Origin of the sequence: Vibrio sp. HS-50-1 (assembly GCF_024747315.1) — a bacterium.
GTDB lineage: Bacteria > Pseudomonadota > Gammaproteobacteria > Enterobacterales > Vibrionaceae > Vibrio > Vibrio diabolicus.
The window spans coordinates 591,207-616,889 of sequence record NZ_JAMPZF010000048.1; the positions used below are offsets into that span (position 1 = coordinate 591,207).

Annotated in this window: 25 protein-coding genes and 1 tRNA gene; 18 read left to right on the plus strand and 8 right to left on the minus strand. The window is 43.2% G+C overall.

The features are described from left to right. Positions 1–5 precede the first annotated feature (5 nt). The gene (locus tag NDJ01_RS21880; RefSeq protein WP_258587344.1) at positions 6–863 is read left to right on the plus strand and encodes a sterol desaturase family protein; all 858 of its coding nucleotides are present in this window, start codon (positions 6–8) and stop codon (positions 861–863) included. Between the two features lie 17 nt (positions 864–880). Here the strand turns inward: NDJ01_RS21880 and NDJ01_RS21885 are convergent. Continuing rightward, positions 881–955 (minus strand) — tRNA-Gly (locus NDJ01_RS21885). A gap of 371 nt (positions 956–1,326) precedes the next feature. On the opposite strand from NDJ01_RS21885, the gene NDJ01_RS21890 reads away from it, so the two are divergent. Together NDJ01_RS21890 and NDJ01_RS21895 are read left to right on the plus strand one after the other, a co-directional pair. Further along, positions 1,327–1,845: a DUF4136 domain-containing protein gene (locus NDJ01_RS21890; RefSeq protein WP_005397138.1), complete on the plus strand. Its 519-nt coding sequence runs from the start codon at positions 1,327–1,329 to the stop codon at positions 1,843–1,845. Positions 1,846–2,420: 575 nt separating this feature from the next. Further along, a complete protein-coding gene (locus tag NDJ01_RS21895) occupies positions 2,421–3,101 on the plus strand; it encodes a DedA family protein (RefSeq protein ID WP_258587345.1) in 681 nt (226 codons plus the stop codon). 125 nt (positions 3,102–3,226) lie between these two features. Here the strand turns inward: NDJ01_RS21895 and NDJ01_RS21900 are convergent, their stop codons facing one another. The 4 genes from NDJ01_RS21900 to NDJ01_RS21915 form a co-directional block, all read right to left on the minus strand. Further along, positions 3,227–3,550 (minus strand): hypothetical protein, encoded by a 324-nt coding sequence (locus tag NDJ01_RS21900; RefSeq protein WP_085344717.1) that lies wholly within the window; start codon positions 3,548–3,550, stop codon positions 3,227–3,229. A gap of 86 nt (positions 3,551–3,636) precedes the next feature. Next, positions 3,637–4,095, minus strand: coding sequence for a hypothetical protein (locus NDJ01_RS21905; RefSeq protein ID WP_152814253.1), 459 nt, complete (start codon positions 4,093–4,095; stop codon positions 3,637–3,639). Between the two features lie 330 nt (positions 4,096–4,425). Further along, on the minus strand, positions 4,426–5,067 hold the full coding sequence (locus NDJ01_RS21910; protein WP_258587346.1) for a murein L,D-transpeptidase catalytic domain family protein: 642 nt from the start codon (positions 5,065–5,067) through the stop codon (positions 4,426–4,428). 843 nt (positions 5,068–5,910) lie between these two features. Continuing rightward, the gene (locus NDJ01_RS21915; protein ID WP_257081274.1) at positions 5,911–8,277 is read right to left on the minus strand and encodes an EAL domain-containing protein; all 2,367 of its coding nucleotides are present in this window, start codon (positions 8,275–8,277) and stop codon (positions 5,911–5,913) included. Between the two features lie 472 nt (positions 8,278–8,749). Here NDJ01_RS21915 and rbsD point away from each other — a divergent pair, with 472 nt between their 5' ends. From rbsD to vctC, 13 genes are all read left to right on the plus strand, one after another. After that, positions 8,750–9,169, plus strand: coding sequence for a D-ribose pyranase (gene rbsD, locus NDJ01_RS21920; protein ID WP_005397153.1), 420 nt, complete (start codon positions 8,750–8,752; stop codon positions 9,167–9,169). Positions 9,170–9,192: 23 nt separating this feature from the next. Then, on the plus strand, positions 9,193–10,698 hold the full coding sequence (rbsA, locus tag NDJ01_RS21925) for a ribose ABC transporter ATP-binding protein RbsA (RefSeq protein ID WP_139061059.1): 1,506 nt from the start codon (positions 9,193–9,195) through the stop codon (positions 10,696–10,698). Then, positions 10,695–11,678 (plus strand): ribose ABC transporter permease, encoded by a 984-nt coding sequence (gene rbsC, locus NDJ01_RS21930; RefSeq protein ID WP_139061058.1) that lies wholly within the window; start codon positions 10,695–10,697, stop codon positions 11,676–11,678. Before rbsA ends, rbsC begins: the two co-directional genes overlap by 4 nt. 77 nt (positions 11,679–11,755) lie before the next feature. Beyond that, positions 11,756–12,634, plus strand: coding sequence for a ribose ABC transporter substrate-binding protein RbsB (rbsB, locus tag NDJ01_RS21935; RefSeq protein ID WP_005397160.1), 879 nt, complete (start codon positions 11,756–11,758; stop codon positions 12,632–12,634). Between the two features lie 224 nt (positions 12,635–12,858). Beyond that, positions 12,859–13,776 carry a ribokinase gene (rbsK, locus tag NDJ01_RS21940; protein WP_182032853.1) on the plus strand — a complete coding sequence of 306 codons (918 nt, stop codon included), beginning with the start codon at positions 12,859–12,861 and terminating at the stop codon, positions 13,774–13,776. A gap of 33 nt (positions 13,777–13,809) precedes the next feature. After that, a complete protein-coding gene (locus NDJ01_RS21945; protein WP_005397164.1) occupies positions 13,810–14,832 on the plus strand; it encodes a substrate-binding domain-containing protein in 1,023 nt (340 codons plus the stop codon). 500 nt (positions 14,833–15,332) lie between these two features. Continuing rightward, positions 15,333–16,064 carry a nicotinamide riboside transporter PnuC gene (gene pnuC / locus NDJ01_RS21950; protein WP_005397168.1) on the plus strand — a complete coding sequence of 244 codons (732 nt, stop codon included), beginning with the start codon at positions 15,333–15,335 and terminating at the stop codon, positions 16,062–16,064. Between the two features lie 10 nt (positions 16,065–16,074). Continuing rightward, positions 16,075–16,806 (plus strand): nucleoside phosphorylase, encoded by a 732-nt coding sequence (locus tag NDJ01_RS21955; protein ID WP_258587347.1) that lies wholly within the window; start codon positions 16,075–16,077, stop codon positions 16,804–16,806. 132 nt (positions 16,807–16,938) lie between these two features. Then, on the plus strand, positions 16,939–17,619 hold the full coding sequence (locus tag NDJ01_RS21960; RefSeq protein ID WP_006741007.1) for a Crp/Fnr family transcriptional regulator: 681 nt from the start codon (positions 16,939–16,941) through the stop codon (positions 17,617–17,619). 163 nt (positions 17,620–17,782) lie between these two features. Then, the gene (locus NDJ01_RS21965; RefSeq protein WP_048624947.1) at positions 17,783–18,691 is read left to right on the plus strand and encodes a siderophore ABC transporter substrate-binding protein; all 909 of its coding nucleotides are present in this window, start codon (positions 17,783–17,785) and stop codon (positions 18,689–18,691) included. Positions 18,692–18,713: 22 nt separating this feature from the next. Then, on the plus strand, positions 18,714–19,649 hold the full coding sequence (gene vctD / locus NDJ01_RS21970) for an iron chelate uptake ABC transporter permease subunit VctD (RefSeq protein ID WP_258587348.1): 936 nt from the start codon (positions 18,714–18,716) through the stop codon (positions 19,647–19,649). Continuing rightward, on the plus strand, positions 19,642–20,592 hold the full coding sequence (gene vctG / locus NDJ01_RS21975) for an iron chelate uptake ABC transporter permease subunit VctG (RefSeq protein WP_161442085.1): 951 nt from the start codon (positions 19,642–19,644) through the stop codon (positions 20,590–20,592). Before vctD ends, vctG begins: the two co-directional genes overlap by 8 nt. 2 nt (positions 20,593–20,594) lie before the next feature. Further along, entirely contained in the window at positions 20,595–21,350 is a 756-nt protein-coding gene (vctC, locus tag NDJ01_RS21980; RefSeq protein ID WP_257081282.1) for an iron chelate ABC transporter ATP-binding protein VctC, read from the plus strand. 54 nt (positions 21,351–21,404) lie between these two features. Here the strand turns inward: vctC and cueR are convergent, their stop codons facing one another. Together cueR and NDJ01_RS21990 are read right to left on the minus strand one after the other, a co-directional pair. Further along, a complete protein-coding gene (gene cueR, locus NDJ01_RS21985) occupies positions 21,405–21,791 on the minus strand; it encodes a Cu(I)-responsive transcriptional regulator (protein ID WP_012842332.1) in 387 nt (128 codons plus the stop codon). Between the two features lie 87 nt (positions 21,792–21,878). Beyond that, positions 21,879–22,847, minus strand: coding sequence for a helix-turn-helix domain-containing protein (locus NDJ01_RS21990; RefSeq protein ID WP_257081286.1), 969 nt, complete (start codon positions 22,845–22,847; stop codon positions 21,879–21,881). A 116-nt stretch (positions 22,848–22,963) separates the two neighbouring features. Between NDJ01_RS21990 and NDJ01_RS21995 the strand changes: the two genes are divergently transcribed. After that, positions 22,964–24,970, plus strand: coding sequence for a TonB-dependent siderophore receptor (locus NDJ01_RS21995; RefSeq protein ID WP_258587349.1), 2,007 nt, complete (start codon positions 22,964–22,966; stop codon positions 24,968–24,970). 42 nt (positions 24,971–25,012) lie between these two features. Further along, on the plus strand, positions 25,013–25,294 hold the full coding sequence (locus NDJ01_RS22000) for a DUF2218 domain-containing protein (RefSeq protein ID WP_046875989.1): 282 nt from the start codon (positions 25,013–25,015) through the stop codon (positions 25,292–25,294). Positions 25,295–25,392: 98 nt separating this feature from the next. On the opposite strand, the gene NDJ01_RS22005 is transcribed toward NDJ01_RS22000, so the two are convergent. Then, positions 25,393–25,638: a YgjV family protein gene (locus NDJ01_RS22005; RefSeq protein ID WP_005397186.1), complete on the minus strand. Its 246-nt coding sequence runs from the start codon at positions 25,636–25,638 to the stop codon at positions 25,393–25,395. Positions 25,639–25,683 lie beyond the last annotated feature (45 nt).

Genomic DNA, 25,683 nt, shown 5'->3' on the forward strand with positions numbered 1-25,683 from the left:
ACACAATGGATTGGACACAGTTGATGGAACGCCCTGAATTACTTCTGATGATTTTGGCGCCAGTTTTCTTTTTATGTATGGTTGCAGAGTACTGGTTTGGACAACGAAGGGGACGTTTGCCTGAAAGCGCGACGTATTATATTCCGGAAGTTGTATGTAATTTTGTACTTGCGGGCTTATACCAAGCGACAGACATACTCACGGGTTTACTGATTGCTCAGTTATATTTGTGGTGGTTTGATTGGCGATTGTTTGATATCGAAATGAGCGTTTCAGCGTTTTTGCTACTTGTCGTTCTGCAAGACTTTTTCTATTACTGGTTTCATCGGGCTAGCCACCGTATTCGTTGGATGTGGGCTGCGCACGTGGTCCATCACAGCTCGGAGAGAATGAATTTCAGCACCGCGTTTCGTCAAAGCTTGATGTATCCGTTAGCGGGAATGTGGATTTTCTGGTTGCCTTTGGTGATTATTGGCTTTGATCCTAAGTGGGTCGTCTTTGTTGTGCTGTTTAATCTGGGCTTACAGTTTTTTGTTCATACTCAATCAATTCGCTCGCTTGGACCGCTAGAGTGGGTATTTAACACGCCATCTCATCATCGTGTTCATCATGGTATAAACCGTCAGTACATCGACAAAAATTACGCGGGAGTGTTGATTATCTGGGATCGGATGTTTGGAACGTTTGAACCAGAAGTGGAAACCGTTAGGTATGGAATTTCTAAACCTGTAAACAGCTTTAATCCCATTCGTGTGACGTTTGCAGAATGGAAAGATATGTTTTATGACGTAACACGACCAAATTTAACGTGGAAACAACGTTGGCGCTGTCTATTTGCTCCGCCATCGGATTCTTTTGAGTAGATTGAGATAAAAGAGATTGGAGCGGGCAGCGGGAATCGAACCCGCATCATCAGCTTGGAAGGCTGAGGTAATAGCCATTATACGATGCCCGCGCATCGATAGGACTCAGGTAATATGCCACACTGAACGAAAAAGAAAAGTCTTTTCTCATCAATTGTTTGTCAGATGCCTAAAAAAGTAGCGTCTTGGTGTTAAAGTGTCCATTGTCTCTGTTTTTCAGGAGGGTCAGCGATTCCGCTTCTAAAATCGATGGCTGCTAATTAGGGGCAAACACACTGTCTACTAGCGTTTAGGCATTGATGAGATTCAAGATTGTCAGTGTAAAGGTTAATCGCGTTTATTGAACAGTCACGTTTCATGGTCAAGACTAGATATTGAAATGATTACTTTTTACTGCTGAAGCGTATGTATAGCACTAGCGTAATTCCGCTGAAACAGTCAGCTTAACCAAAGGAGATTTAACATGTGGAAAGGTTTGATATTAGGGGCGGTGATGATGCTCGTGTCTGCTTGTACAACCGTAACGACGGATGTTGATAAGCAAGCCGATTTTTCAGCTTACAGAACGTTTGATTTCGGTGCCCAAGCAGAAGCCCCTACGAGTATTGATGGTCGACGTATTGAACAAGGATTGGCTGAACAGCTTGAAGACAAGGGCCTAATTAAAGTGAATAGTGGAGGGGACCTTTACGTTCATCATGATATCGTCGAAGAGTCCGAGCTTGTCTCTTCTGGGTCTTCGGTGAGTTTCGGTTATGGTTGGAATAGCTTTGGCGTGATCACTTCAAGCCCGGAAAGATACAAAGAACGTAAGTATGGCAAACTGGTGGTAGAGCTTGTTGATGCAAAGGCTAATCAGGTTGTGTGGAAAGGTGTTTCAAGCAGGAAACTATCTGAGTCTATGAGCTCTGAGAAAAGAGAGTCTCTGATTGAAGAAGAAATTGCGAAAATGTTTGAAAACTACCCTTACGGTGAAAAATAATTAGTATTCTTAACGATTAAGAATACTAATTGCCAATCGTTACGCACAGGGTTAAAAGAACTTATTATTTTGGTTTTGGTTACCTTTGTGCGTACGACTCTGATTGCTTTACTCGGACTACTTTTCTGCTTGTTGGCTCCGAGCATGAGTATGGCGCACTCATACCCAAATTTTCTTTCATTTCATAACCAGAATATTGCTGTTGACGCTAAGTCGAAGCACTTTTCAGAACACCCTGCCTCTCCAATACAACAAGACTATCCGAGTTTAAACAGCCGGAATATATTGAGGGTTAGCCATTCTAAGGAAACGAGCTCGAACGACGATGTAGAACTCGAATGGTTTGAAACGCTTGCTGTAGTTTGGTGGACACATCGTTCGGCAATTCACTCGATGGGGCTACTAAAACGCATCGGCAATGAGGCTTTAGGTCGTTGTGTTGAAAGTATTTTTACTCATTCTAAATACAGAATCGGTGCGAGGAAAGAATCGAATCTCATATACCGCTTTATACATGCTCGCTAACACATTCCATGTTTTTACAATTTTTGGTTAGTTATGCTTAGGAGCGGTTTATGTTTGATTCGATAATTCAGGTCTTGAGTGCCTTTTGGCATCAAGATTTTACGGCGTTAATGGCGCCAGGCGGTGCAGGATTGGTTTATTTTGTTGTTGCTGCGCTTATCTTTTTGGAAAGTGGTTTTATTCCTGCTGCGCCATTCCCATGCGACAGTGTCGTCGTATTATCCGGTACGCTGGCGGCGGTTGGCGTCCTTGATCCAATTATGATTATGTTGGTGATAGCTGTTAGTTCGGGGTTGGGAAGTTGGGCGGCTTACTTACAAGGCAAGTGGCTAAATCGCTTACCTAAGGTTCAAGGTTGGGTGAGCGCGGTTCCTCAAAAGCGTTTGGAACAGGTCGACGCATTACTCAGTAAACATGGATTGATTGCGCTTTTTTGTGCGCGGTTTATTCCGGTTGTTCGTTCCCTATTGCCATTAATGATGGGGTTGCGAGTGAAACGTATTAGTAAATTCCATTACTTTGCGTGGCTGAGTGCGATTTTATGGACGCTGATATTATGCGGTTTTGGTTTATTGCTTCCTTTGCTACCAGAGAATATAAGCAAAGCGATCACAATGCTATTAATGGCGGCTCCAATGATTACTCTTGCGATGGGAGTGCTTAGTTTCTTGTTTGTTAAAGCACGTCGAGCGTTCTGTAAATCCAAGGATGTGTCAGAGTTCTCCCAGTAAGTTTACTTTGATTTGCACTTTTAAGCTTGTATATAGATTAGACATCTAATCGGCTGGTTTTTATCAGTAAAAAGAAAGGCGCAATGTATGCGCCTTTCTTTTTTAGTGTCGTTAGGGTTTCGAATTTAATAGCCAATGCTATATAGGTACTCGCCAACCTCTTTACACTGAGATTTGTAGATAGTTTCTACTTCGGATTCATTCTTATCTGCTGCTTTAAATTCAAGCTCAGCAGAAGATAACTGACTGAAACTGTAGTTTCTTTCAGACATTAGGTAGTGCCTGAACATCGCTCTGTGTTCAGGAACCGCAATACGTGCATTAGAAACATTGGCACACTCTAGCAGAGTCTCATTGCTCATTTCTTCTGGTTTTGCTTCCGTGTTAGCGAAGGCAGAGCTCGTTGCAAATAGTAATGCTAGTGCGATAGTCGTAGCGAATTTTGTCATTATATGGACCTCAAATTGGTTCTAGTAACAATGAGCGTATTGGTCCTCATCGTTACATTTCCGTGTTCTCTGTATGTCATAAAAAGTTAAACAACAGGGAAGGCGTTGCGACCATGAGTAAAGACGTACATTAAATTGGCTTCTTTTCTTCCTGAAAGTCGATAGAGAGAGCGTTTACTCATCAGCCCGCCATAACCATCAAGAGGTAAGCGAGATGCTTGTTTTGCCAGTTCCAATAGTGGTGGGGAAGAGAAAGCAACAAGTAAAAAATAATCAGGAGTAAAATCTGATGATAAAACACCATCAGTGGCGGATGTTCGGCGGCAGGAAACCAGTGCTAACAACTCGCGCTTTATGTGCAGATAATAACCTTCTGAGCCCCAAGAACTTGGAGAGGCAAATGTATGGAATTCGCTGTGTGCTAGTTCAAAATCGTCTTGTTGCGCGAGTTTAAGCAAGCGTTCAGAGGTGTAATGTTTAGTGTGGTGATACGTATACACATATGAGGCAACGATGAACCCTGAAAATAGGGACAATGAAAGCATCAATAATATACGGTGTAGATAACGCAAGAAGTAACCCTAAACATATAACGTCATAGACTATCACTATGACTACGGAATCTAGTGACACTATGATAACAATGAAAATCGGTGTCTGACCAACTCAGCGTATACTAACGAGATGGAAGAGGGATGAACAGAGTTTTCTGATGTTATTTGGGTATAAGCTAATACCTAAATAATTTTAGCGTTGAAGCAAGCGAAAACTGGAGAAATAGGTAAAGAGAGTCATGAGACAAGGAAGCTTGAGCCAATCCGATTATTTGTTAGGGAAGAAATAGAGCATTCTTCCCCACATGATTTGCACCCGTGTTATGCGCTTGCATAAATAACACTGCCGCCTTTTATGGTGTTAATGATCTCACGAGACAACTTCTTTGGCAGTGCAGGGCAACCCCAACTGCGCCCAAGGTAACCATTCTTCTTGATAAAAGAAGGGTTAGCATAGTCGGCACCGTGCACAACGATATAACGCTCGCGAGCTTTATCGTTCAACCCTGAGCTTAGACCATCTAATCGAAGTGAATAACCATTTGATCCGTAGTAGGTGGTGTCAGTCAAAAACGTACCCAGCGATGTTTTACGCGAGTTCACCACGTTTGAAAACTGCGTCGCTGTTTTCTTTCCACTGTTCACACCGTGAGAAACATAAGTATTGTAGATAAGCTTCTTTTTATCTAAATCAACCACATAAAAGCGTTTTTCAGTCGATGGTTTACTATAGTCGATGATGGTTAGTACTGATTTCTTTCTATCGGGTGTTTTTTTGTACGCGATGTAAGCGTCACGAAACAATTTAAAGTCTACTACGCCATCTAACTTTGCTTGTTTGAACACTTGTTCAATTTGATTCTGTGGTATGTGACTTTTGACTTCGTTATCTGCTTGTTTTGCAAAGGCAAAAGGAGAGGCAGACAGAAATGTCCATATAAATAATAAAATTAACTTTTTCATCTTGGCTAAATAAAACTCTATGGTGTTACAAATTTACCGATTGCTTCATGCATTCGTTAAAACAACATGCACATCAATATAATTCTATTCCCAATGTTTCTTATTGTACGCTTAGGTACTTAATATTGGGTTAACGATAAGTTTTCAAGTTAAAAACTAACTGTTTGAAACTCAAATAAATTATGAAGTTAATCGATTGTTTCGATAAACTTCGGCATAAATAATATCTGATATGCGTAATTAATAAAACTGTGTTTAAGGATATTTGTGAGATGGCGAATTTATAAAAACGACGTTTTATTTTTTCTAGATTAGAAACTCTTTTTATTTCAATGTGTTTGTCTTTTGTACGTCTATTCAGCCTACGTTTAGATTTGTGATTTGACTCGTAACAAATCGTAACGTCAACTCGTTATGTGTGTTAGTGCATTTTAAGTGAGTGGGTAAACAACAAGATGGATAAGAAAGGTAGATAAATACCGAGAAGAAGGGCATTTCCTGTTCACAAGTGATAAAGCTAAGTCTAAGTGGAGCCGACAAATGAGCTTCTACACGAATCATTTAAGCCGGTGATCAGCAGTACAAAAGTAAAGTTTGTCAGCTTTTACTTATTTCCTTATGTCTTCAATTAAAGAAGTAAAAACAGAACTAAACTTACCAAAAAGTAATTCTATCGTTTTGATTAAATATTTAAATAACTGAGAGATTTCATCGAAAAATAATAATACCAAAAATTAACGTACGAACTTATGTGGTTGCTTATATTATTGAAACTAAGGGTAAAGTCTTGTTTCTATATTATATAAGTACAGCAGCCACATACATGGCTTCTGTACTTAATCTTTAATAAGATGTCCCTTGAACAGTAATTGAACCTACTATGGAACCATCGAAGCGGCTATCGTCATTTGCGGATTGCCACCACAAATTCAGTTGTTCCTTACTCATTGGCTTACCAAATAAATAGCCTTGCATATAGTCACAGCGGTAGGACGATAACCATTCATGCATCACATTGTGCTCAATACCTTCTGCGGTGACCGTTTTATTTTGAGCGTGGCATAGATCGATGATGGGTTTGATCACATGACCGTTGTTGGTTTTCATCAATGTAACGAGGAACTCTCGGTCAAACTTGATCTTTTGAACTGGATATTGGACAAGTTGAGTCAGCGATGTATAGCCAGAGCCAAAGTCATCAATGGCGAGACGATAGCCACGCTTCGACAGCTCATCAAGTAATGCTGTACCTTGTTGTTCTGCGGCAAAGGTTTCTGTTATTTCTAATTCAATACATTCTGGTTTCACACCGTTTTTGCTTGCTTGGTCATGAATATAATTCGCCATTTCGATGGAGTTAAGCTCTGCTGAAGAGAGGTTGATCGAAAGGACAATGTCTTTGCCAAAAATATTTCTTAATTGGTGATATTCCGCTGTAGCGTTGGCGAAAACCCAGCGATCAATTTTATCAAATAAGCCCGCCTGTTCCGCGATTGGGATAAACTCTTTCGGAGGCACGGGACCAATGCCTTCCGCTTCCCAGCGCAATAATACCTCTAGTCCTTCAATCTCGTTGTCCCGATTATTCATATAGGGTTGAAAAACGAGATGGAACTCTTCTTCCACGTTGCTTTTTCTGAGCGCTCGCTCAAGCTGACTGCGTCTTTGAGACTCAACATTGAGAGCAGCTGAGTAATAAGCGTACTGGTTTTTCCCGGCTCGTTTGGCTTGATACATTGCCGCATCGGCACTGGAGAGTAATTTCGCGACGTCTGTACCGTCTTGAGGGTACTGAGCGATACCTACGCTCGCAGTCACGGGGAATGAATTACTCCAAGATGGACTGAGATTGCTAATCGGCTTTAGCAACTCTGAGGCCAGCAAGTCAGGTAGGCGTTGTGCATCCTGATTTGAGCTCAATAAAATAGCAAATTCGTCACCAGACAATCTTGCTGCAAAACAGGGACTATCGTAGTCGTGCGAGAATTTTTGACAGACATTTTTGATGTGTGATGAAAACACCTTTAATAAGTTGTCTCCCAGTTCATGCCCGTATTTGTCATTAACGTACTTAAAGTTATCGAGATCGACATAAATGACCCACAAATGCTGCGAAGGGGAGACGAGTTCACGAGTTGCAAGTTCATGGAAACGATGGCGATTAGCGAGTTGCGTTAGGTGATCCGTTTCAGCCAGGCGTTTTGTCTTCTTATATATGACGTTGAGCTCTTCATACATATCAAAAAAGCGTGAGGATAAGCGTCCTATTTCATCGTTTGTTTCTAGCTTTTCAATGTTGCCGCGTTGATTTGTTTCCAGCTCTTGTAGCTGTTTATCGAGGCGAGAAACGGGGTGTAATACATAACGATACAAAACCAAAACAATTAAGGTGATGGTGCAAAACGCCGCCACACCAAAGGAAAGGGCTAGTTCTAGCCACACTTTATCGACTTTATTCCACATCAAATATTCAGCGGGGGAGAGTACTGCATAAAAGTGTGGCAATAGTTCAATCGTCTGAGCGAGAGGAATATCGAGATAAATAGGCTTGTCGGCAAAAGTTATCACGCTATGCGTGTCGAACTCGATTTCGTGCTTGATCTCATTGAAGGCTTCGAGCGATACCGATACCACCACGAAAAAGACATTTTGCGGATCAAAGCTTAGAGGTTGTGTCCCTGTTCGTTTGTCGATGAGTTCGTATTGCAGAAGAATACTTTGCCCGCTGGAATTGTAAATAAAGCCAGTATGGTTAAACGCTTCTCTCGTACTAAAGCTTCGCGAGATGTAATCCAATACCTTCGGGTCGACTACACCTGATGATTCGTAGTATTTATTTTCTGTGTAATAAAGAAGGTTTTGTTTCCCGTCGAGAATCGCCATGCTTGCATCGCCTGTATAGCCATGGCTTAACACATCTGCGGTTTCATCGAGTCGGTTAAATAACACGCGCTCACGATACGGATTGTTATGATTCACCAAGTAGTCTTGCAATACATCACTTTTGCTTAATGTGTATGCATAACTATTGAGGAATATGTTGGCTTGTCGGAACTGCCCTGCGAGCTTTTCCATTTGCAATTGGATATAGCTGTCTTCTCGCTTGATGAGCGTTACTTTTTGAATGCTGTAAATAATATAACTTGATACCAGCGCGCTTAATAAGATCACTGGCGCGACAAGCAAGATGACTCGATTGCTTAACTTCATTATGGCTTTTAGTTTCCGTTTGTGTCCCTACAAACGTCGCATACCATATAAGGTACTGAACGGATGATGTGTTTTGCAAATTGTAACCAGATTGTAAGGTGAGCGTTCTCCAAAATCAGACAACCATCCAAGAACTGTGATGATGTGTAAGGTTTCCATCTCTTTAACTAAAGTGTTTCTCAGTAATGGGACGTATCTCTTTTTCAACTGTCTTTAAAAGCCTCACTTCAAGTGTCGATTAAACCAGCTATCGAAACGTTTCGATGGCAAAATGTGACTCATGTACCTTTTTACTATTCGATGACCCGTTAATTACGGATCATTCTCACACCTTATCGATCTCACTCTGGTCAAATTACCACAACGAATTATTATTTCATCGAAACGTTTCGATGAGTTTTCTGTTAATAACGAAAACACTTTAAAACAGGCGCTCATGGTTGTATGAACGTGTAACCGAAAGGTCGATGAGATGAAAAAAAGTACCCTAATTAACTCAGATATTTCTTACTTGGTGGCGACGCTAGGCCACACCGATGAGATCACGATATGTGACGCTGGCCTTCCAATCCCTGAGCATGTACAGCGAATTGATTTGGCGCTAACGCATGGCGTACCAAGTTTTCTTGATACTGTTCGCGTGATTCTATCTGAGTCGCAAATCGAAGGGGTCATCATTGCGGAAGAGTTTTCTGATGTAAGCCCTGTTTTGCATCAAGCATTGCTTAACGAACTGAGCAAAGAGAGCGAAGAAACGGGTAAATCTATCGAGATCAGCTACGTGTCACATGAAGCATTTAAAGCACGCACGGCACAAAGCCGCGCTGTCGTTCGAACTGGCGAATGCTCGCCATACGCGAACGTTATCTTTCAAGCGGGTGTGGTTTTTTAAGCCAGAGATATTGAGGACAGATTATGACTCAAGCCATTCTACAACTGAGCGACATTGAGAAAGCGTTCCCGGGCGTAAAAGCACTGGACAAAGCGAGCCTGAATGTTTACCCAGGCCGTGTCATGGCGCTCATGGGAGAAAATGGAGCAGGCAAGTCAACATTGATGAAGGTGCTGACTGGCATCTATCACATGGATGCGGGTAGCATCCAATATCAAGGCCAACCTGCCGCGTTTAAAGGGCCGCGTGACTCACAGGAAGCGGGCATCAGCATCATTCACCAAGAATTGAACTTGATCCCTGAACTAACGATTGCTGAAAACATCTATCTAGGTCGTGAATTTACCGGCACGATGGGGCGTATTCAGTGGGGCAAGATGTATGAAGAAGCAGACAAGTTGCTTCAACGCCTTAACGTTAAACATTCATCAAAAACGTTGCTTGGTGATTTGAGCCTTGGTGAGCAACAAATGGTGGAGATTGCGAAAGCGCTTTCGTTTGAATCAAAAGTCATCATTATGGATGAGCCAACCGACGCGCTGACCGATACCGAGACGGAGTCACTATTTAAAGTGATCAACGAGCTTCGAGAGCAGGGCTGCGGCATCGTTTACATCTCACACCGTCTTAAAGAAATCTTTGAAATCTGTGACGACATTACCGTGCTTCGTGACGGTAAATTTATCGGTGAATGCAAAGTAGCAGACACTGATGAAGACGGCCTAATTGAAATGATGGTTGGCCGAAAATTAGAAGAGCAATACCCACGTATTGATGTGCGGCATGGCGAAACTTGCCTTGAAGTGATTGGCCTGACAGGCTCTGGCGTTCACGATGTGAGCTTCACGCTGAAACGCGGTGAAATTCTGGGTATTTCTGGTTTGATGGGGGCAGGCCGCACCGAACTGATGAAAGTAATTTATGGCGCGTTGCCAAGTGAGCATGGTGTTATCAACCTTGATAACAAAACCATTAACCCGGTTAGCCCACAAGATGGCTTAGCAAATGGCATCGCTTACATCTCTGAAGATCGCAAAGGCGATGGCTTGGTGTTAGGTCTCTCGGTTAAGGAGAATATGTCACTTTGTTCTCTCAATCATTTGACTAAAGGCTTCCAAATCCAACATAGCGACGAAGTGATTGCCGTGGAAGATTTTATCAAGCTATTTAATATCAAAACCCCTACGCGCGACCAAATCATTGGTAACTTATCCGGCGGTAACCAGCAAAAAGTGGCGATCGCGAAAGGGTTAATGACCAAACCTAAAGTTCTGATTCTCGATGAGCCAACACGTGGCGTCGATGTCGGTGCGAAAAAAGAAATTTATCAACTCATCAACAAGTTCAAAGCCGAAGGCATGAGCATCATCTTGGTGTCTTCCGAGATGCCAGAAGTGCTCGGTATGAGTGACCGCATTCTGGTTATGCATGAAGGTCGTATTACTGGCGAATTCGATGCGAAAGACGCCGATCAAGAAAAATTACTCGCCTGTGCCGTAGGCAAAAAGATCAATGAGGAAGCAGCATGAGTACTAATGCCATGAGCAAACCAACCGAAGCTAGCAACAAGAAGTTGTTCACAAAAGAGTGGTTGATTGAGCAAAAATCACTGATAGCACTGATTTTTTTGATTGTTGTTGTGTCATTTTTGAACCCGAACTTCTTTACGGTCGACAACATTCTCAACATTCTTCGTCAAACCTCAGTGAATGCCATTATCGCGGTAGGTATGACACTGGTTATTTTAACCGCAGGCATCGACTTGAGTGTTGGTTCCGTACTGGCGCTATGTGGTGCCTTTGCGGCAAGCATGATTGCGCTTGAAGTCCCGGTGCTGGTGGCGGTTCCGACTGCTTTAGTCGCAGGTGCAGCGTTAGGTGCAATTAGCGGCATCATCATTGCGAAGGGCAAAGTACAGGCCTTTATCGCTACGCTGGTTACCATGACGTTACTACGCGGTGTGACTATGGTGTACACCGAAGGTCGTCCAATCTCGACAGGTTTTACTGACACAGCTGATGCGTTTGCATGGTTTGGTACCGGCTACGCGCTAGGTATTCCAGTACCTGTTTGGTTGATGGTAGTTGTATTCGCTGCGGCTTGGTACCTACTTAACCACACTCGCTTTGGTCGCTACGTTTATGCACTAGGTGGCAACGAATCAGCGACTCGTCTATCTGGTATCAATGTAGACCGAGTGAAGATTGGTGTGTACGCCATCTGCGGTATGCTGGCAGCGCTTGCAGGCATCATCGTGACTTCTCGTCTGTCTTCGGCGCAGCCAACAGCGGGTATGGGTTACGAGTTAGATGCGATTGCTGCAGTTGTACTTGGCGGTACCAGCTTGATGGGCGGTAAAGGCCGCATCATGGGTACGCTAATTGGTGCGCTGATCATCGGTTTCTTAAACAACGCTCTTAACCTACTAGACGTTTCCTCATACTACCAAATGATTGCCAAAGCAGTGGTTATCTTGCTCGCAGTACTGGTAGACAACAAAAACAAATAATCCATAACCATTAAATCCTGAATACAAACCGAGCCAGTGGGCGTGTGCTGGCTCACCCTACACAAAGGACTAGAACGATGAAAAAACTTGCAACTCTTATCTCTGCTGCACTTCTTTCTTCCACTGTATCAGTAGCGGCACAAGCCCAAGATACGATGGCGATTGTGGTTTCGACGCTAAACAACCCGTTCTTCGTAACGATGAAAGACGGTGCGGAAGCTAAAGCGAAAGAATTGGGGTACGACTTAATTGTACTGGACTCGCAAAATGACCCGAGCAAAGAATTGTCGAACATCGAGGATTTAAGTATTCGCGGCGTAAAAGCTATTCTTATCAACCCAACGGATTCTGATGCTGTGTCTAATGCGATTCGTATGGCGAACCGTTCTAAGATCCCTGTATTGACACTAGACCGTGGCGCAAGCCGTGGTGAAGTCGTGAGTCACATCGCGTCCGACAACGTGATCGGTGGTGAAATGGCAGGCCACTACATCATGGAAAAAGTTGGCGAAAAAGCAAAAGTAATTCAGCTTGAAGGTATTGCGGGCACATCGGCGGCGCGCGAGCGTGGTGAAGGTTTCATGAATGCCGTGAAGGGGAGCGATATGGATCTTCTTGCCAGCCAGCCAGCAGACTTTGACCGTACTAAAGGCCTAAACGTGATGGAAAACCTACTCGCGGCTAACCCTGATGTACAAGCGGTGTTCGCACAGAATGATGAAATGGCGCTAGGTGCACTTCGCGCCGTTCAAGCTTCTGGTAAAGACGTCGTTATCGTTGGTTTTGATGGCACGGAAGACGGCATTGCCGCAGTTAACCGTGGCAAACTAGCAGCAACCATCGCACAGCAACCAGATCTTATCGGTGCTTTAGGTGTTGAAACGGCTGACAAAGTCTTGAAAGGTGAAAAAGTAGAAGAATACATTCCGGTACCACTAAAAGTAGTGACTAAATAAGTTTGACGTTCAATAAAGCGTCCTAATTTTTGCTCTCTCCTCCGTTTATATCTGTCGTTTAGGAGGAGAGGGCAAACATACCCAAGTGACTTAAAAATGCAGGGTATAGATGCCTTTGACTTTTTATCGTGACTCTTTCGTTAGGAAGAGAAGTTAAAGTCATCTAATGTATTTTCCAAAATAGTTTTTCAAAAAAGGGTTCATTCAGAACCGAGGATAACCGTATGAATAAGTTAGTGGTGTTAGGTAGTGTAAACGCTGACCATGTTCTTCAAGTGCCTTCTTTCCCTCGCCCTGGCGAAACGCTACATGGTCGCAACTATCAAGTTATCCCAGGTGGCAAAGGTGCCAACCAAGCTGTTGCTGCAGCTCGACTCAAGGCTGATATTGGCTTTATTGCTTGTGTAGGCGATGACTCGTTCGGCATCAATATTCGTGAAAACTTCAATATGGACGGCATCGACATCACTGGTGTGAAGATGCAACCAAACTGCCCAACTGGCATTGCGATGATTCAAGTGTCGGATAGTGGTGAAAACAGCATTTGTATTTCAGCAGAAGCGAATGCCAAATTGACAGCAGAAGCGATTGAGCCAGATTTAGATCGCATTCGCCAAGCGGATTACCTGCTGATGCAATTGGAAACGCCGATGTGCGGCATTGAGAAAGCCGCGCGAGTGGCGAAAAATGCAAAAACTAACGTCATTTTAAACCCTGCCCCTGCTCGTGAACTGTCAGACGAACTGCTTGCTTGTATTGATGTCATTACACCAAATGAAACCGAAGCTGAAGTCCTGACGGGGGTAACGGTAACGGATAATGACAGCGCGCAAGAAGCGGCGAATGTGCTTCATAGCAAAGGTATCGAAATTGTCATGATCACACTCGGTGCGAAAGGTGTTTGGTTAAGTCAAAATGGTAGAGGTGAGCTCATCCCGGGGTTCCGTGTTGACGCGACCGATACCACCGCAGCAGGGGATACGTTTAATGGGGCATTCGTCACTGGCCTGTTAGAGGATTTACCTTTAGAATCAGCAATTAAGTTTGCACATGCGGCGGCTGCAATTTCTGTGACCCGCTTTGGCGCGCAGACGTCGATCCCAACTCGCGAAGAGGTGGACGCGTTTCTCGCTGCACAATAGGGCTTAAACGCCTCATCAATTAGGAGTAATAACATGGCGACGATGAAAGACATCGCAAAACTGGCAGGGGTTTCCACTTCAACAGTGAGCCATGTTATTAACAAGACGCGTTTTGTGAGTGAAGAGATCTCCGAACGCGTCAATAATGCCGCAAAAGAGCTCAACTACTATGCGCCATCTGCTTTGGCGCGAAGCCTCAAAGTCAATCGTACCAAAACCATTGGTATGCTGGTGACAACTTCAACCAACCCATTCTTTGGCGAAGTCGTAAAAGGCGTCGAACGCAGTTGCTATCACAAAGGTTATAGCCTCATTTTATGCAATACCGAAGGTGATAACGAACGCATGCGCCAATCCATTAATACGCTTTTGCAAAAGCGTGTCGATGGTTTGATCTTGATGTGCTCCTCGCTAGAGGGAGAGCGTATTGATGTATTTGAGCGTTATCCTGATATCCCTGTCGTGGTGATGGATTGGGGGCCGATGCTGTTTACGAGCGACAAAATTCAAGATAACTCGCTTCGTGGCGGTTACCTAGCGGCGAAATACCTGATTGATTGCGGCCACACAGAAATAGGATGTATCACCGGCCCTTTGATTAAACACCAAGCACAAATGCGATACGAAGGTTACAAACGTGCGATGAACGAAGCTGGCTTGGAATTTAATGCTAACTGGATAATTGAATCGGACTTCGAATGTGAAGGCGGATATCAAGCATTTATGAAAATGGCGCAGCGAGGCACCTTACCCAGCTCGATTTTCGTTTCCAATGATATGATGGCGATGGGTGTGATTAACGCCGCAAATGAGCTCAATATTAAAGTCCCGGAACAGATTTCAATCATCGGTTACGATGACATACATATCGCGAAGTTCATGTCGCCATCACTCACCACAATTCACCAGCCTAAATACCGTCTTGGGCAAGCTGCCGTGGAAACGCTTGTCCGAAAATTGGATGATAAATCAACAGAAGCGCAAGTCGTGCAATTAGAACCTACCTTAGTTGAACGAAAAAGTGTCAAGATATTAAAGTCAAGCAGCACTAGATGACCTGTGATGTTGAGCTAAAAAATCAAAAAAGTCGTTTCTCTTTATACTATAAAGCCTTACTATCACCATTGATTATAAATAAAAATATTAATTGTTGTCTGGCGGATTAGTTAAATGTTATCAAAAGGTTACGCTAAGTTCTCCGTAAAGCATCCTTGGTTTCACCGAGTTAATGTTATTGCGGTCATACTGATTTTTTTTGTGAGCTGTTATCAGCTCTTGGTGAATGAAGCATTCGAGTACGCAATTGGGTTTGTTATTACACTTTTGGCGTCAGCTTTATTTGCATCAGCTTCCGCATTCAAAAAGCGCTATTTAGGTTTGGATTCTTAGGCGCGTTAATTTCCAAGCGGTTCAATTGAGTCATTTATTGCTTTTAAGCAAATATTGAACTGAATTATGATCGAGTGCATCAAGAGGGGGACAAATGTCCTCCTTTTTGTTAGGTGTCACGCCCTAATATAGGCATATTCCCAAACAAAATAATAAAGGACATCGACATGGACCTACTTGCCTTACTCGATATAAACAACACCCTGGTTAACATTCCAATAGGCGGCGGTTACGCAATGAGTTGGATCGAAGCCTTCGGTACGGTTTTTGGATTGCTTTGCATTTGGTTTGCTAGCCAAGAAAAAACCATCAACTACTTATTCGGTTTGCTGAATGTCACTCTTTTTGCCGTTATCTTTTTCCAAATTCAGTTATACGGATTATTACTTCTTCAACTGTTTTTCTTCTGTGCGAACATTTACGGTTGGTATGCGTGGACTCGTCCAAACGCGGAAGGTGAAACGCTGGAAGTACGCTGGTTAAACAAACAGAAACTCATCGCCACTGCTTCTATTAGCGTTGTGTCTATCGCGTTGTTAACCATCTACATCGACCCTTTTTTCTTTGCATTAGCAAATATTGCTGTTGATAGCTTGAATCTCTTTGGTGCAGGTTTGGCTGATCCGGTACTTGAACCTGATGCGTTCCCGTTTTGGGATGCAACCATGACAGTACTTTCTGTTGTTGCACAAATTCTGATGACACGTAAATATGTGGAAAACTGGATCCTTTGGGTTGTGATTAACATCATCAGTGTTGGCATTTACGCGACACAGGGTGTTTATGCGATGTCCGTTCAGTATGCGATTTTGATGTTCATTGCTGCCAATGGTACGCGTGAATGGGCCCGTAGCGCCAAGCGCAATGGCGATAAAACCTTAGCTCAAGCTGCAGCATAAGGAACGAAAAATGACGAAACAACCTCATATTGGTGTTGATGAAACACAAATCGCTCCTCTCGTCATTGTATGTGGTGAGCCAGACCGAGCTAATCGTATTGCCGCATTATTGGATGATGCAGAAATGATCTCGGAAAATCGCGAGTACCGAGTTTTTACTGGCAAATACAAAGACCAGCCTGTTTCAGTATGCAGTACAGGCATCGGCGCTCCATCGATGATCATCGCAGTTGAAGAGCTAAAACAGTGCGGTGTGACTCATGTAGTACGTGTCGGATCGGCAGGTGCGATGCAATCTGGTATTCAGCTTGGCGAGCTAATCATTGCCGAAGGTGCGGTAAGAGATGAAGGCGGCTCCAAAGCGTATGTGGATTCGGCTTATCCGGCGTACGCAAGCTTTTCCTTATTAAAGGAAGTTGAGCGTTACCTGTCAGTACAAGAGGCGCGTTATCATTTCGGTGTGGTACGTTCTCACGACAGTTTCTATACCGATGACGAAGATGCGATATGCCAATACTGGAACAAGAAGGGCGTCTTAGGTGCAGATATGGAAACCTCAGCTTTGCTTGCCGTTGGCCGGTTACGTGGCCTTCATGTGGCTTCGATCTTAAATAACGTCGTTTTGTATCAACAAGATGTGAAAGAAGGGGTTGGCCAGTACGTTGATGAAGCGAAAGTAATGATGCAAGGTGAGAAGCTTGCTGCAATGACGGCGTTAGAAGCGCTGATTGCTCAGAGATAGTCCGTACTAACTTCAGCAACTCTTATAAATCAATGAATGTAAAGCGACAGGCCACTGTCGCTTTTTTATTTGGTGTTACGGGGTACAATCCACCTGAGATAGTTGTCAGTAACTTTTCTGAGAGAGCAGAGAATGAAAATCAGCCCGTATCCAACTGGCCGCTTCAAAACATACCTTGAAAAAAAGAGCGTTGCCTTTCGTGAGATGATCTATCAGTGTCAAATTAGTACGCGTTACTTTGATGCTGGGGAAGAAATTCTCCGTCAAGGTGAGCAACTTCAGTACTTATATGTTGTGCCGGTAGGTCGAGTTTCAATGAGCATATTGGCCGCGAATGGGCGACGCTTTCAATTAGGAGAGGCAAACTGCGACTACCATATCTATGGTGAAATGGAGTACTTCACTCAGACTCCTTGCCAATGGAACGTGATTGCAGACGAGCACATGCAGGTTGATGTCATCTGCATCCAAAAACTAACTGAAGCGCTACAAAAGCATCCAGAAATGATGGTGTTCTTTGCTTCAGCGTTGGCCGAAGATTATCAAGACTCTATGGATATCTATACCAATCGGTTATTGCATCCCATTACTTATAATATTGCGTATGATCTTTTCGTCCGTAATCAAACCAACACATTGCTCGGTGGCTTTGACAAAGTAAATCAAGAAGCTGAGCGATTTGGTACTTCTGGTCGTGTTTATCGACGTGCAGTTAAAGATTTGATTGAAAAGGGATTGATTGCAAAAACGGAAAACGGGTTGGAGATTATTGATGAGCTTGCACTCAAAGCATTTATCGAAGCGCATGAATGATACACCTAGATATTGCAATGAATGGTTTTTATAAGTCTTTGATATAGTTGGATCTCGAATAAGCGTAACTAATGTAAAGTACCTTAAATTTTGTTGAATGCAGTAAAGAGTAACGTTATATTGCGAACGCGCATGATAATAGATCTCATTAAGGCTTAACAAAATGAAAAAATTCGTCGGTGCGGCTATGTTGTCGCTATTTACTGTTTCTCCTTCTTTCGCTGCTAAGGTTGTGATTGACCATTACATGGGTCAAACCGAGCTAGAACAATCACCAGAACGCGTGGTTGTGATTGGCTTTGGTCCGCTAGATGCGCTGGACAACTTTGGTATCGATCCTGTTGCAGTCTCTAACTCTTCTAATCTGCCTAGCTACCTTTCAAAATACAGCAAAGATAACTACACCTCTGCGGGTAGTTTGTTTGAACCTGACTTTGAAACCATTTACATGCAAAAACCAGATTTGATATTGGTTGGTCCGCGAGCGTCTGCGAAATATGAAGAGCTGAGTGAAATTGCTCCTACGGTCGTTTTTGCTGCGAAAGAGAATCAAGGTTACTGGGAAGGTACGCAAGCACAGTGGCGCAATATTGGTAAAATCTTCAATATCGAAGAAAAAGTAGAGCAGAAAATTGAAGCGCTAGATGCTCAATTCAAAGCAATTCGTGACTACAACCAATCAAATAACAATGATGCGTTAACGATTTTAAGCATGGGTGACAACATCAGTGCGTTTGGATCTCAATCGCGATTTGGTGTGATTTATAACGATTTCGGTTTCTTGGAAACGGTTGAACACGTGAAAACGGGCACTCACGGAGATGTTATTTCTTATGAATTTATTCGTGAAGCTAACCCGAAAAATATACTCGTAGTTGACCGCAATTCGTTAAAAGGCACGCCAGATAACGATATTCGTAAGTCCATGGATAACGACTTAGTCAAAGCAACCGCCGCATATAAGAATCACAAAATCACTTATTTAGATGTGGACGCGTGGTACTTGTCGATGTCTGGTGTGACTGCAACAGAAAAAATGGTCAGTGAGATCAAGCAAACCGTTGAACTGTAATCCAAGATAGCAGAGGTTAACTTTGAAAAAGTTATTGCTAACCCTTGTGGTTTTAAGCACGGTTTCGTTGTTTGTTGGGGTGGCAAACATGACGCCCCAACAGTTATTTTCGGGTGATGAGAAAGCGTTAGAGCTTTTCTTTACCAGCCGTATACCACGTTTATTCGCCATACTGCTTGCTGGTGCAGGCTTAAGTATTGCAGGCCTTATTATGCAGCAAATCAGCCAGAACCGATTTGCTGCACCTTCTACAACCGGTACGATCGAATGCGCCATGCTGGGCTATGTACTGAGCGTGGTTTTCTTTGGCAACGACAATCACCTTTGGCTCATATTCGGCATCTCGGTATTTGGGACGCTGGCGTTTATTTTCTTTATTCAGCGCATTCAATTTAAGAGTGTGGTTTTTGTGCCTCTTGTCGGGATTATTTTCGGCAATGTCATCCAATCCATGACCACGTTTATCGCTTACAAATACGATGCACTTCAAAGTCTGAATGCTTGGACAGTCGCAAACTTCGCCAACATCTTGCGTGGTGATTTTGAACTGCTGTACATCGCGGTACCAATGGCTATTCTCAGCTACCTTTTTGCCGCAAGGATTTCAGCCGTGGGTATCGGAAAAGATTTCGCGGTTAACTTGGGGTTAAATTATCAGCAGGTTGTCACGATTGGCGTGCTGTTGGTGTCCATCATGTCGGCAAGTGTCGTGATGATTGTGGGGCAGCTGCCATTCCTTGGTCTGATTGTGCCGAACCTCGTGAGTCACTTTTATGGTGATAACCTCAAAAAGAACATTCCGCTTACGGCCATGTATGGGGCGACTTTAGTGTTGTGTTGCGACTTGGTGAGTCGTTTGATTATCTTCCCTCATGAAATGCCAATCTCTATCGTGATCAGCATATTGGGTGGTGTGGTATTCATCGCGATGTTGTTGCGAGGTAAGCAACATGCGTGATTCAACGAAAATCCTACTGCTAGGTGGCATTGCGGTACTTTTTGCATGTTTGTTTATTGGTATTGGGCTAACGGCTGACAACTACCAGTATTTTTTATCTCGTAGAGTTCCTAAAGTATTGGCGATAGTGCTAGCGGGTGTGGCTATTGCTCAGTCTTCACTTGTATTTCAAACCATTACGCACAACCGAATTTTAACGCCAAGTATCATGGGGTTTGATGCGTTGTATGTATTGACGCAAATTTTGATCGTGCTGATTTTTGGTGGTTTGAGTACTTTAGTTCTTAACTTGTACGTCAATTTCGCGATTGCCGTAATTGTAATGGTGTCGTTTTCGTTATTGTTGTTTGGTTTTTACTTTTCTAAAGGAAGCAAGAACTTAATTACGTTGCTATTGGTCGGCTTGATCTTTGGTCAGCTATTTTCCAATGCGGCGTCATTTTTCTCTTTGCTGATGGACCCCAATACGTTTGCAATCGTTCAATCGAAACTTTACGCCAGCTTTAATAATGTCAAAGTGAATTTGGTTTACTTTAGTGCACCAGCTTTGATGTTTGCATGTTGGTTGCTATTTAGTATGCATCACACTTTAGATGTGTTTTGGCTCGACCAAGACAATGCGAAAAGTTTGGGCGTCGACGTACCTAAGGTGACGCGAAATGTATTCATTATCTCGGCGGTTCTGATTGCTATTTCTACGGCTCTAGTGGGACCAATCATGTTCTTTGGTTTGCTGGTGACCAACTTAAGCCGAGAAATGTTCCGAAGTTACCAACACAAAACGCTATTGGTTGGTTGTTCGTTTCTCTCCATCAGCTCGTTACTGGCTGGGCAATGGATTATCGAGAACGTGTTCAGTTTTGAGACGACGTTGAGTGTCGTTATTAACTTTATTGGTGGTGCGTATTTCTTATACCTACTACTGAAAAACAAAGTTGTATAAATATGATAGTGATAGACAAATTAACGAAGGCCTTCGGTTCAAATAAAGTGGTTGATGAGGCCAATACTCAGTTTGAAAAGGGCAAAGTGACGTCCATTATTGGCCCGAATGGCGCGGGAAAGAGCACGCTGTTATCTATGGCTTCGCGCTTAACGGAGCGGGATGGTGGTAGTGTTGTCATTGATTGTAAGGAAATTGCGGAATGGGACACTAAAGAGTTAGCGAAAAAGCTGGCGGTACTTCGTCAAGCCAACTCGATTACCATGCGGTTTACCGTGAAAGAGTTGGTCTCTTTTGGCCGTTTCCCATACTCCAAAGGAAATCTGACCAAAGAAGATCATGCGGTGATTGAACAAGCGATCGACTATCTAGATTTACAAGGTATACAAGACAAATATTTGGATGAATTAAGTGGTGGTCAGCGACAGCTTGCGTTTATTGCCATGGTGATTGCACAAGATACAGACTACGTTTTTCTTGATGAACCACTTAACAATCTAGATATCAAACACTCTCTTCAGATCATGAAAGTCGTGCAGCAGTTAGCTCATGACATGAACAAAGCCATGGTGGTGGTAATTCATGATATTAATTTCGCAGCGTGCTACTCGGATGTCATATTGGCGCTTAAGCAAGGCAAAGTTGTGGCAAGTGGTGCGGTGGAAGAGGTGATTCAGGCGTCTACGCTAGAGGATATCTACGAAACGCCGTTTAATATTATCGAATTAAACGGCAAGCGCATGTGTACTTACCACTAATCCAACCTCAGGGCTTAATGAAAGCGATTCTTCAATGAGGATAGATAGGCGAGTTTACTTGGTGAGCTCGTCTATGATTGGGCATCGGCTTTCAGCGTCTCCCGGACAAGAAGAAACCCAACCTTCAAGTTGCGTTTTAATCTCCATGAGGTGCGCGATTTTTTCTTCAACCTCTCTCAGCTTATCCATGGTTCTTGCTTTTACTTCGCTGCTTTTTCGGTTGGGATTATGGGCAAGTTGCACAAACTCTTTGCATTCTTGCAATGAAAAGCCTGCGTTTTTTGCGCGTGATACTAAGTTAAGCTCTTGAATATGATTATCTGAATATTCGCGATAGCCAGAGTCGCTGCGCGCTGGTGGAGATATGATCCCTTTGTCTTCATACAATCGAATCGACTTAGATGAAAGCCCAGTAAGCTTTGCGACAGCACCAATATTCATGTTTAACCTCCATAACGTTTAAGGCGAGTATATACCGATGTTGTAGATAAGACACTCCTAAATAACAGTTAGTTACCTAGGGCCTCTTTACTCTTTTATCACTTCATGCGGTGGTACACCAAATACCTTTTTGAAAGCGCAGGTGAAGTTGGAAGGGTGGTGGTATCCGGCTTCATAAGCAGCTTCCGTGATCGTCACTAGGCCACGTTCCAAATGTTGCCTCGCAATCTCAAGGCGCCGAAAGCGAATATAACCATTTACGGTCATATTGAGTGATTGTTTAAATCGGCGCTGCAGGTTTGAAACACTCATTGAAAACACGCTTGCCAACTTTTCTAAGCCTAGTTCTTGCTCAAGGTGAGTTTCTATATAGCTAACAATATCCTCTATTCGACCATCTGTGTGCCGTTCAAGGTTATTTTTATTAGCACTGAAGTTCTTGGGGATTTGCTCAGTCGCTTGATGCAAAATTTGATAGATCAAGCTTTCAACTTCCAACTTATCTTGGAATTCTTGTGGTGATTCTCGGCTTGTCAGCGTTTCAGCTAGTTCGCATAACGCCTGGTTAAGCTCTAGAGGATGAAACGCCTGATGAGAGTTAAAAAAGGACCGATGACGACAGGTTTGGTCAAGGCGAGCCTCTAGCCACTGGGGCTTAACCAATATGTTGATCTTATTAATGAGGTTATCTTTGAGCAGTGAACGACGAAAGTTTGCAGGTTTGAGTAGGTTCACCACGACACCTTTAGGGCCGTCGCTTGCGTCTAAATCAAATTGCAAATCGTCATAGCCAAACGAGAGCTTACCTTCTAAAAGAATAGTGACCAACAGTGAGGCGTGTGCAGTAGAAACAATATGTGAATCAACGAGCTCTAGGCAACGTCCACCATGAACAAAGATTTGATCATTGTACTGATATGATAGGAATTTTCCTTCTGCCAGTTGAGTTTGACAAGGTTGGCCTTGCGTGACAATCCATTGTTTCTCTGTCGCCTCTAGCCTTTGGGTTAAAGCTATCTTGGCAATTCTAGTTCGTTTTGGTGTGACTTCCTGCATTTGACACTTCCTCATAACACTTGTGCGATTTCGCATAATCAAATCGCCTTTGTATTTATAAAACTCATGCTTATTATACCTGAGAATTATTATCATTAATATTTAGGAATGAAGTTATGGAAAGCCCTGCTTGTTCATCTATCAAGCTTTCAAGCCTTTGCCTTGCAGTGGGAATGGCGCTATCAAACCCTGTTTTAGCTCAAGATACCGAGTCACATTTTGAAGAAGTCGTTGTATGGGGAACAAAAGTTTCTAGCAATACCGAGTCGATGTTTGCAGACGATATGTCACTGAAGCAAGCGGATCATATGTCTGATTTACTGCGCGATATTCCCGGTGTGGATGTTGGTGGAACACACTCTGTGAATCAACGTATTACCATTCGTGGTTTGAGCGAAACCGATTTGGACATTCGTCTTGATGGTGCTTCTCAGCATGCGAGCATGTTCCATCACATTGGTAACTTGACGCTAAACCCTGACATTCTCAAATCTGCCGATATCCAGGTAGGTAATAACTCTGTGACTCAAAATGGCTTAGGCGGCTCAGTTTATTTTGAAACGAAAGACGCTCGCGATTTACTTCGTTACGATGAAAAGTTTGGTGCTCGTGTTTATGGCGGTTATGCATCCAACGACAACCAACAAGGCTCGTTGACACTGTACGGGCTTTTGTCCGAAAACATTGATGCGATGGTTTATGGCCATTACGTTACGCGCGATGACTTTGAAGATGGTGACGGCAACAAAACCTATGGCGCTGCGGGTGATGTTTACAACATTCTGGCTAAGTTGGGGTATGAACTAAACGACATCCATCGTTTTGAGCTCTCTTATGACATGTACCGAGACAGTGGTGATTACAGTCCGCGTCCTGATATGTCGGGTAGTGCGAACAATGGCTTATCGAGCACGTTACTTATTCCTACGGATTATGACCGAGATACCGTTACCTTGAGTTACGAGCTGCGAGGCGAACAGCATAAAGGTAACGTCACACTTTATAATACCGAGACAGAAATTAAACGGGATGAGAGCGTTATGGCTCCTCGCTGGCCTTCGAACCGTTTATCGAAGAACACCGCTAAAAACCAAAACTTTGGTTTGAATGGTAAGTTCCAGTCGGATGTTATGTTAGGTGAGTTTGATAATCGAATCACCTATGGTTTCGACTACATGGATAAGACATCTTCAAGTTACTACGGTAGTCGTAAGTTCATGGATGAATCGGCCATTTCAACCGCATTGTTTGTAGAAGACCAGTTCTTCTTCTCTGATGCTTTCTTTGTTACCGCAGGTATGCGTTTTGATGATTACAAACGTGAAGCTGAAACGGGGACGAGTAACTATGATGATGTGACCTGGGCCCTAGCAGCAGAATGGGCAGTCACTCAGGATTGGGCGTTGTTTGCGAGCGCACGCTCTCTATTCAAAGGCCCTGAGCTGATGGAAACCTTTATTGCTTACCAAGACGTTGCATTTTTAGAGGATGGACTAAAGCCAGAAACGGGGTTGAACACACAGGGTGGTGTCCGTTTTGATAAAACCTTTGATAAGCATTTCTTTGGAGCGAATATTACGGCATTCCAAACGGAAATTGATGATTACATTGCAGACCAGTACCAAAACGCGACTCAAACTTACCTGATTTACAACTTAGGTGATGTTGAGATTAAAGGCTTTGAGGCAAGTGCTTCTTATGGTTACGACAAGTTTAACAGCAAACTTTCTTACTCTAAGTCGGACACCAAAAACAAGAATACTGGTGGCCCTGTTGCTGGGGGTAATGGGCGTAGCATTGATATGGGTGATAGTATTGCTCTAACTTTGGATTACCAGTCAGACGCTTTAGAAACGATCTTCGGGTGGAACTCAATGTTTGTTCTAGAGGAAGACAACGTCTTTGATGGTCAGCCAAAGAAAGCAAGCTATGATGTACATAATCTATATGCTCAATGGGTGCCGTCTAATATTGATGGACTGTCGGTGACCTTTGGTATTGATAACGTATTTGACGAGTTGTACAGCTCTCATGCGTCTCGTTCGGGTACGGCACGTGGCTTCACGCTTGATGACTACGAGCCGGGTCGCAACTTCAAACTTTCTGCTGCTTATCAATTCTAATAGAGCTCCCGAGAGGGGGCGCTTCAAAACACGAGTAAATTCATGATTAAAGAAAGTACCCGAATAGATAGCGAACACGCTGACAAATACTTAGTGACGCTTTGTCGGCATTTTGGACGAAAGGTTCCTGCTACTTGGAATGAAAACAGCGGTTTGGTGACATTCCCGACGGGAAAAGCGGAGTTTGCTCTTTGCGAGTCTAGCTTGACCATTATTTGTGAGGCGGATTCCGAAGAGAAACTGAGCACAGTGAAGGCGATAATCTCATCGCATGTAGACATGTTCTCTCGTCGAGAAACATTAGCACTTAACTGGGTTCGCTAGAGCTATTGATGAATGTGCAGAAAATGAGAGCGCATTAAAAGCAAAAAGCCCGCGATCTTATCATTCGCGGGCTTTTATTGTTCGAATGCTATTGCTTTTTAGGCTCTAGATTCTAGGCTTTTTTTTTCCTGTTGCATTTTTGCTAGGAAGTAGATATTAACGCAAGCAATAAAACCGTTAGTTAATACTACAGGCCAAGAATCAATCATTAGTCCGTAAGCAGTAAATAGCGCACAACCAATAAAGTTAAGGATACGAAGCTTAACAATATCTTTCATAGTTAGCGAAATTGCGACCATGATTGAAGCTGCATAACCTAAAATCTCAACCATATTCATGTCCATTTTTTGACCCTCTTAAAATCTGCCGAATTTTGTCGGTACCAATTC

Coding starts and splice junctions, on each gene's coding strand:
- rbsK (WP_182032853.1), top strand. CDS start 12,859: ATGAATAAGTTAGTGGTGTTAGGTAGTGTAAACGCTGACCATGTTCTT.
- NDJ01_RS21910 (WP_258587346.1), bottom strand. CDS start 5,067: ATGAAAAAGTTAATTTTATTATTTATATGGACATTTCTGTCTGCCTCT.
- NDJ01_RS21890 (WP_005397138.1), top strand. CDS start 1,327: ATGTGGAAAGGTTTGATATTAGGGGCGGTGATGATGCTCGTGTCTGCT.
- NDJ01_RS21895 (WP_258587345.1), top strand. CDS start 2,421: ATGTTTGATTCGATAATTCAGGTCTTGAGTGCCTTTTGGCATCAAGAT.
- vctC (WP_257081282.1), top strand. CDS start 20,595: ATGATAGTGATAGACAAATTAACGAAGGCCTTCGGTTCAAATAAAGTG.
- rbsD (WP_005397153.1), top strand. CDS start 8,750: ATGAAAAAAAGTACCCTAATTAACTCAGATATTTCTTACTTGGTGGCG.
- NDJ01_RS21905 (WP_152814253.1), bottom strand. CDS start 4,095: ATGCTTTCATTGTCCCTATTTTCAGGGTTCATCGTTGCCTCATATGTG.
- NDJ01_RS21915 (WP_257081274.1), bottom strand. CDS start 8,277: ATGAAGTTAAGCAATCGAGTCATCTTGCTTGTCGCGCCAGTGATCTTA.
- vctG (WP_161442085.1), top strand. CDS start 19,642: ATGCGTGATTCAACGAAAATCCTACTGCTAGGTGGCATTGCGGTACTT.
- NDJ01_RS21960 (WP_006741007.1), top strand. CDS start 16,939: ATGAAAATCAGCCCGTATCCAACTGGCCGCTTCAAAACATACCTTGAA.
- rbsC (WP_139061058.1), top strand. CDS start 10,695: ATGAGTACTAATGCCATGAGCAAACCAACCGAAGCTAGCAACAAGAAG.
- cueR (WP_012842332.1), bottom strand. CDS start 21,791: ATGAATATTGGTGCTGTCGCAAAGCTTACTGGGCTTTCATCTAAGTCG.
- NDJ01_RS21995 (WP_258587349.1), top strand. CDS start 22,964: ATGGAAAGCCCTGCTTGTTCATCTATCAAGCTTTCAAGCCTTTGCCTT.
- NDJ01_RS22000 (WP_046875989.1), top strand. CDS start 25,013: ATGATTAAAGAAAGTACCCGAATAGATAGCGAACACGCTGACAAATAC.
- NDJ01_RS21955 (WP_258587347.1), top strand. CDS start 16,075: ATGACGAAACAACCTCATATTGGTGTTGATGAAACACAAATCGCTCCT.
- NDJ01_RS21880 (WP_258587344.1), top strand. CDS start 6: ATGGATTGGACACAGTTGATGGAACGCCCTGAATTACTTCTGATGATT.
- NDJ01_RS21945 (WP_005397164.1), top strand. CDS start 13,810: ATGGCGACGATGAAAGACATCGCAAAACTGGCAGGGGTTTCCACTTCA.
- rbsA (WP_139061059.1), top strand. CDS start 9,193: ATGACTCAAGCCATTCTACAACTGAGCGACATTGAGAAAGCGTTCCCG.
- pnuC (WP_005397168.1), top strand. CDS start 15,333: ATGGACCTACTTGCCTTACTCGATATAAACAACACCCTGGTTAACATT.
- NDJ01_RS21990 (WP_257081286.1), bottom strand. CDS start 22,847: ATGCAGGAAGTCACACCAAAACGAACTAGAATTGCCAAGATAGCTTTA.
- NDJ01_RS21965 (WP_048624947.1), top strand. CDS start 17,783: ATGAAAAAATTCGTCGGTGCGGCTATGTTGTCGCTATTTACTGTTTCT.
- NDJ01_RS21900 (WP_085344717.1), bottom strand. CDS start 3,550: ATGACAAAATTCGCTACGACTATCGCACTAGCATTACTATTTGCAACG.
- NDJ01_RS22005 (WP_005397186.1), bottom strand. CDS start 25,638: ATGGACATGAATATGGTTGAGATTTTAGGTTATGCAGCTTCAATCATG.
- rbsB (WP_005397160.1), top strand. CDS start 11,756: ATGAAAAAACTTGCAACTCTTATCTCTGCTGCACTTCTTTCTTCCACT.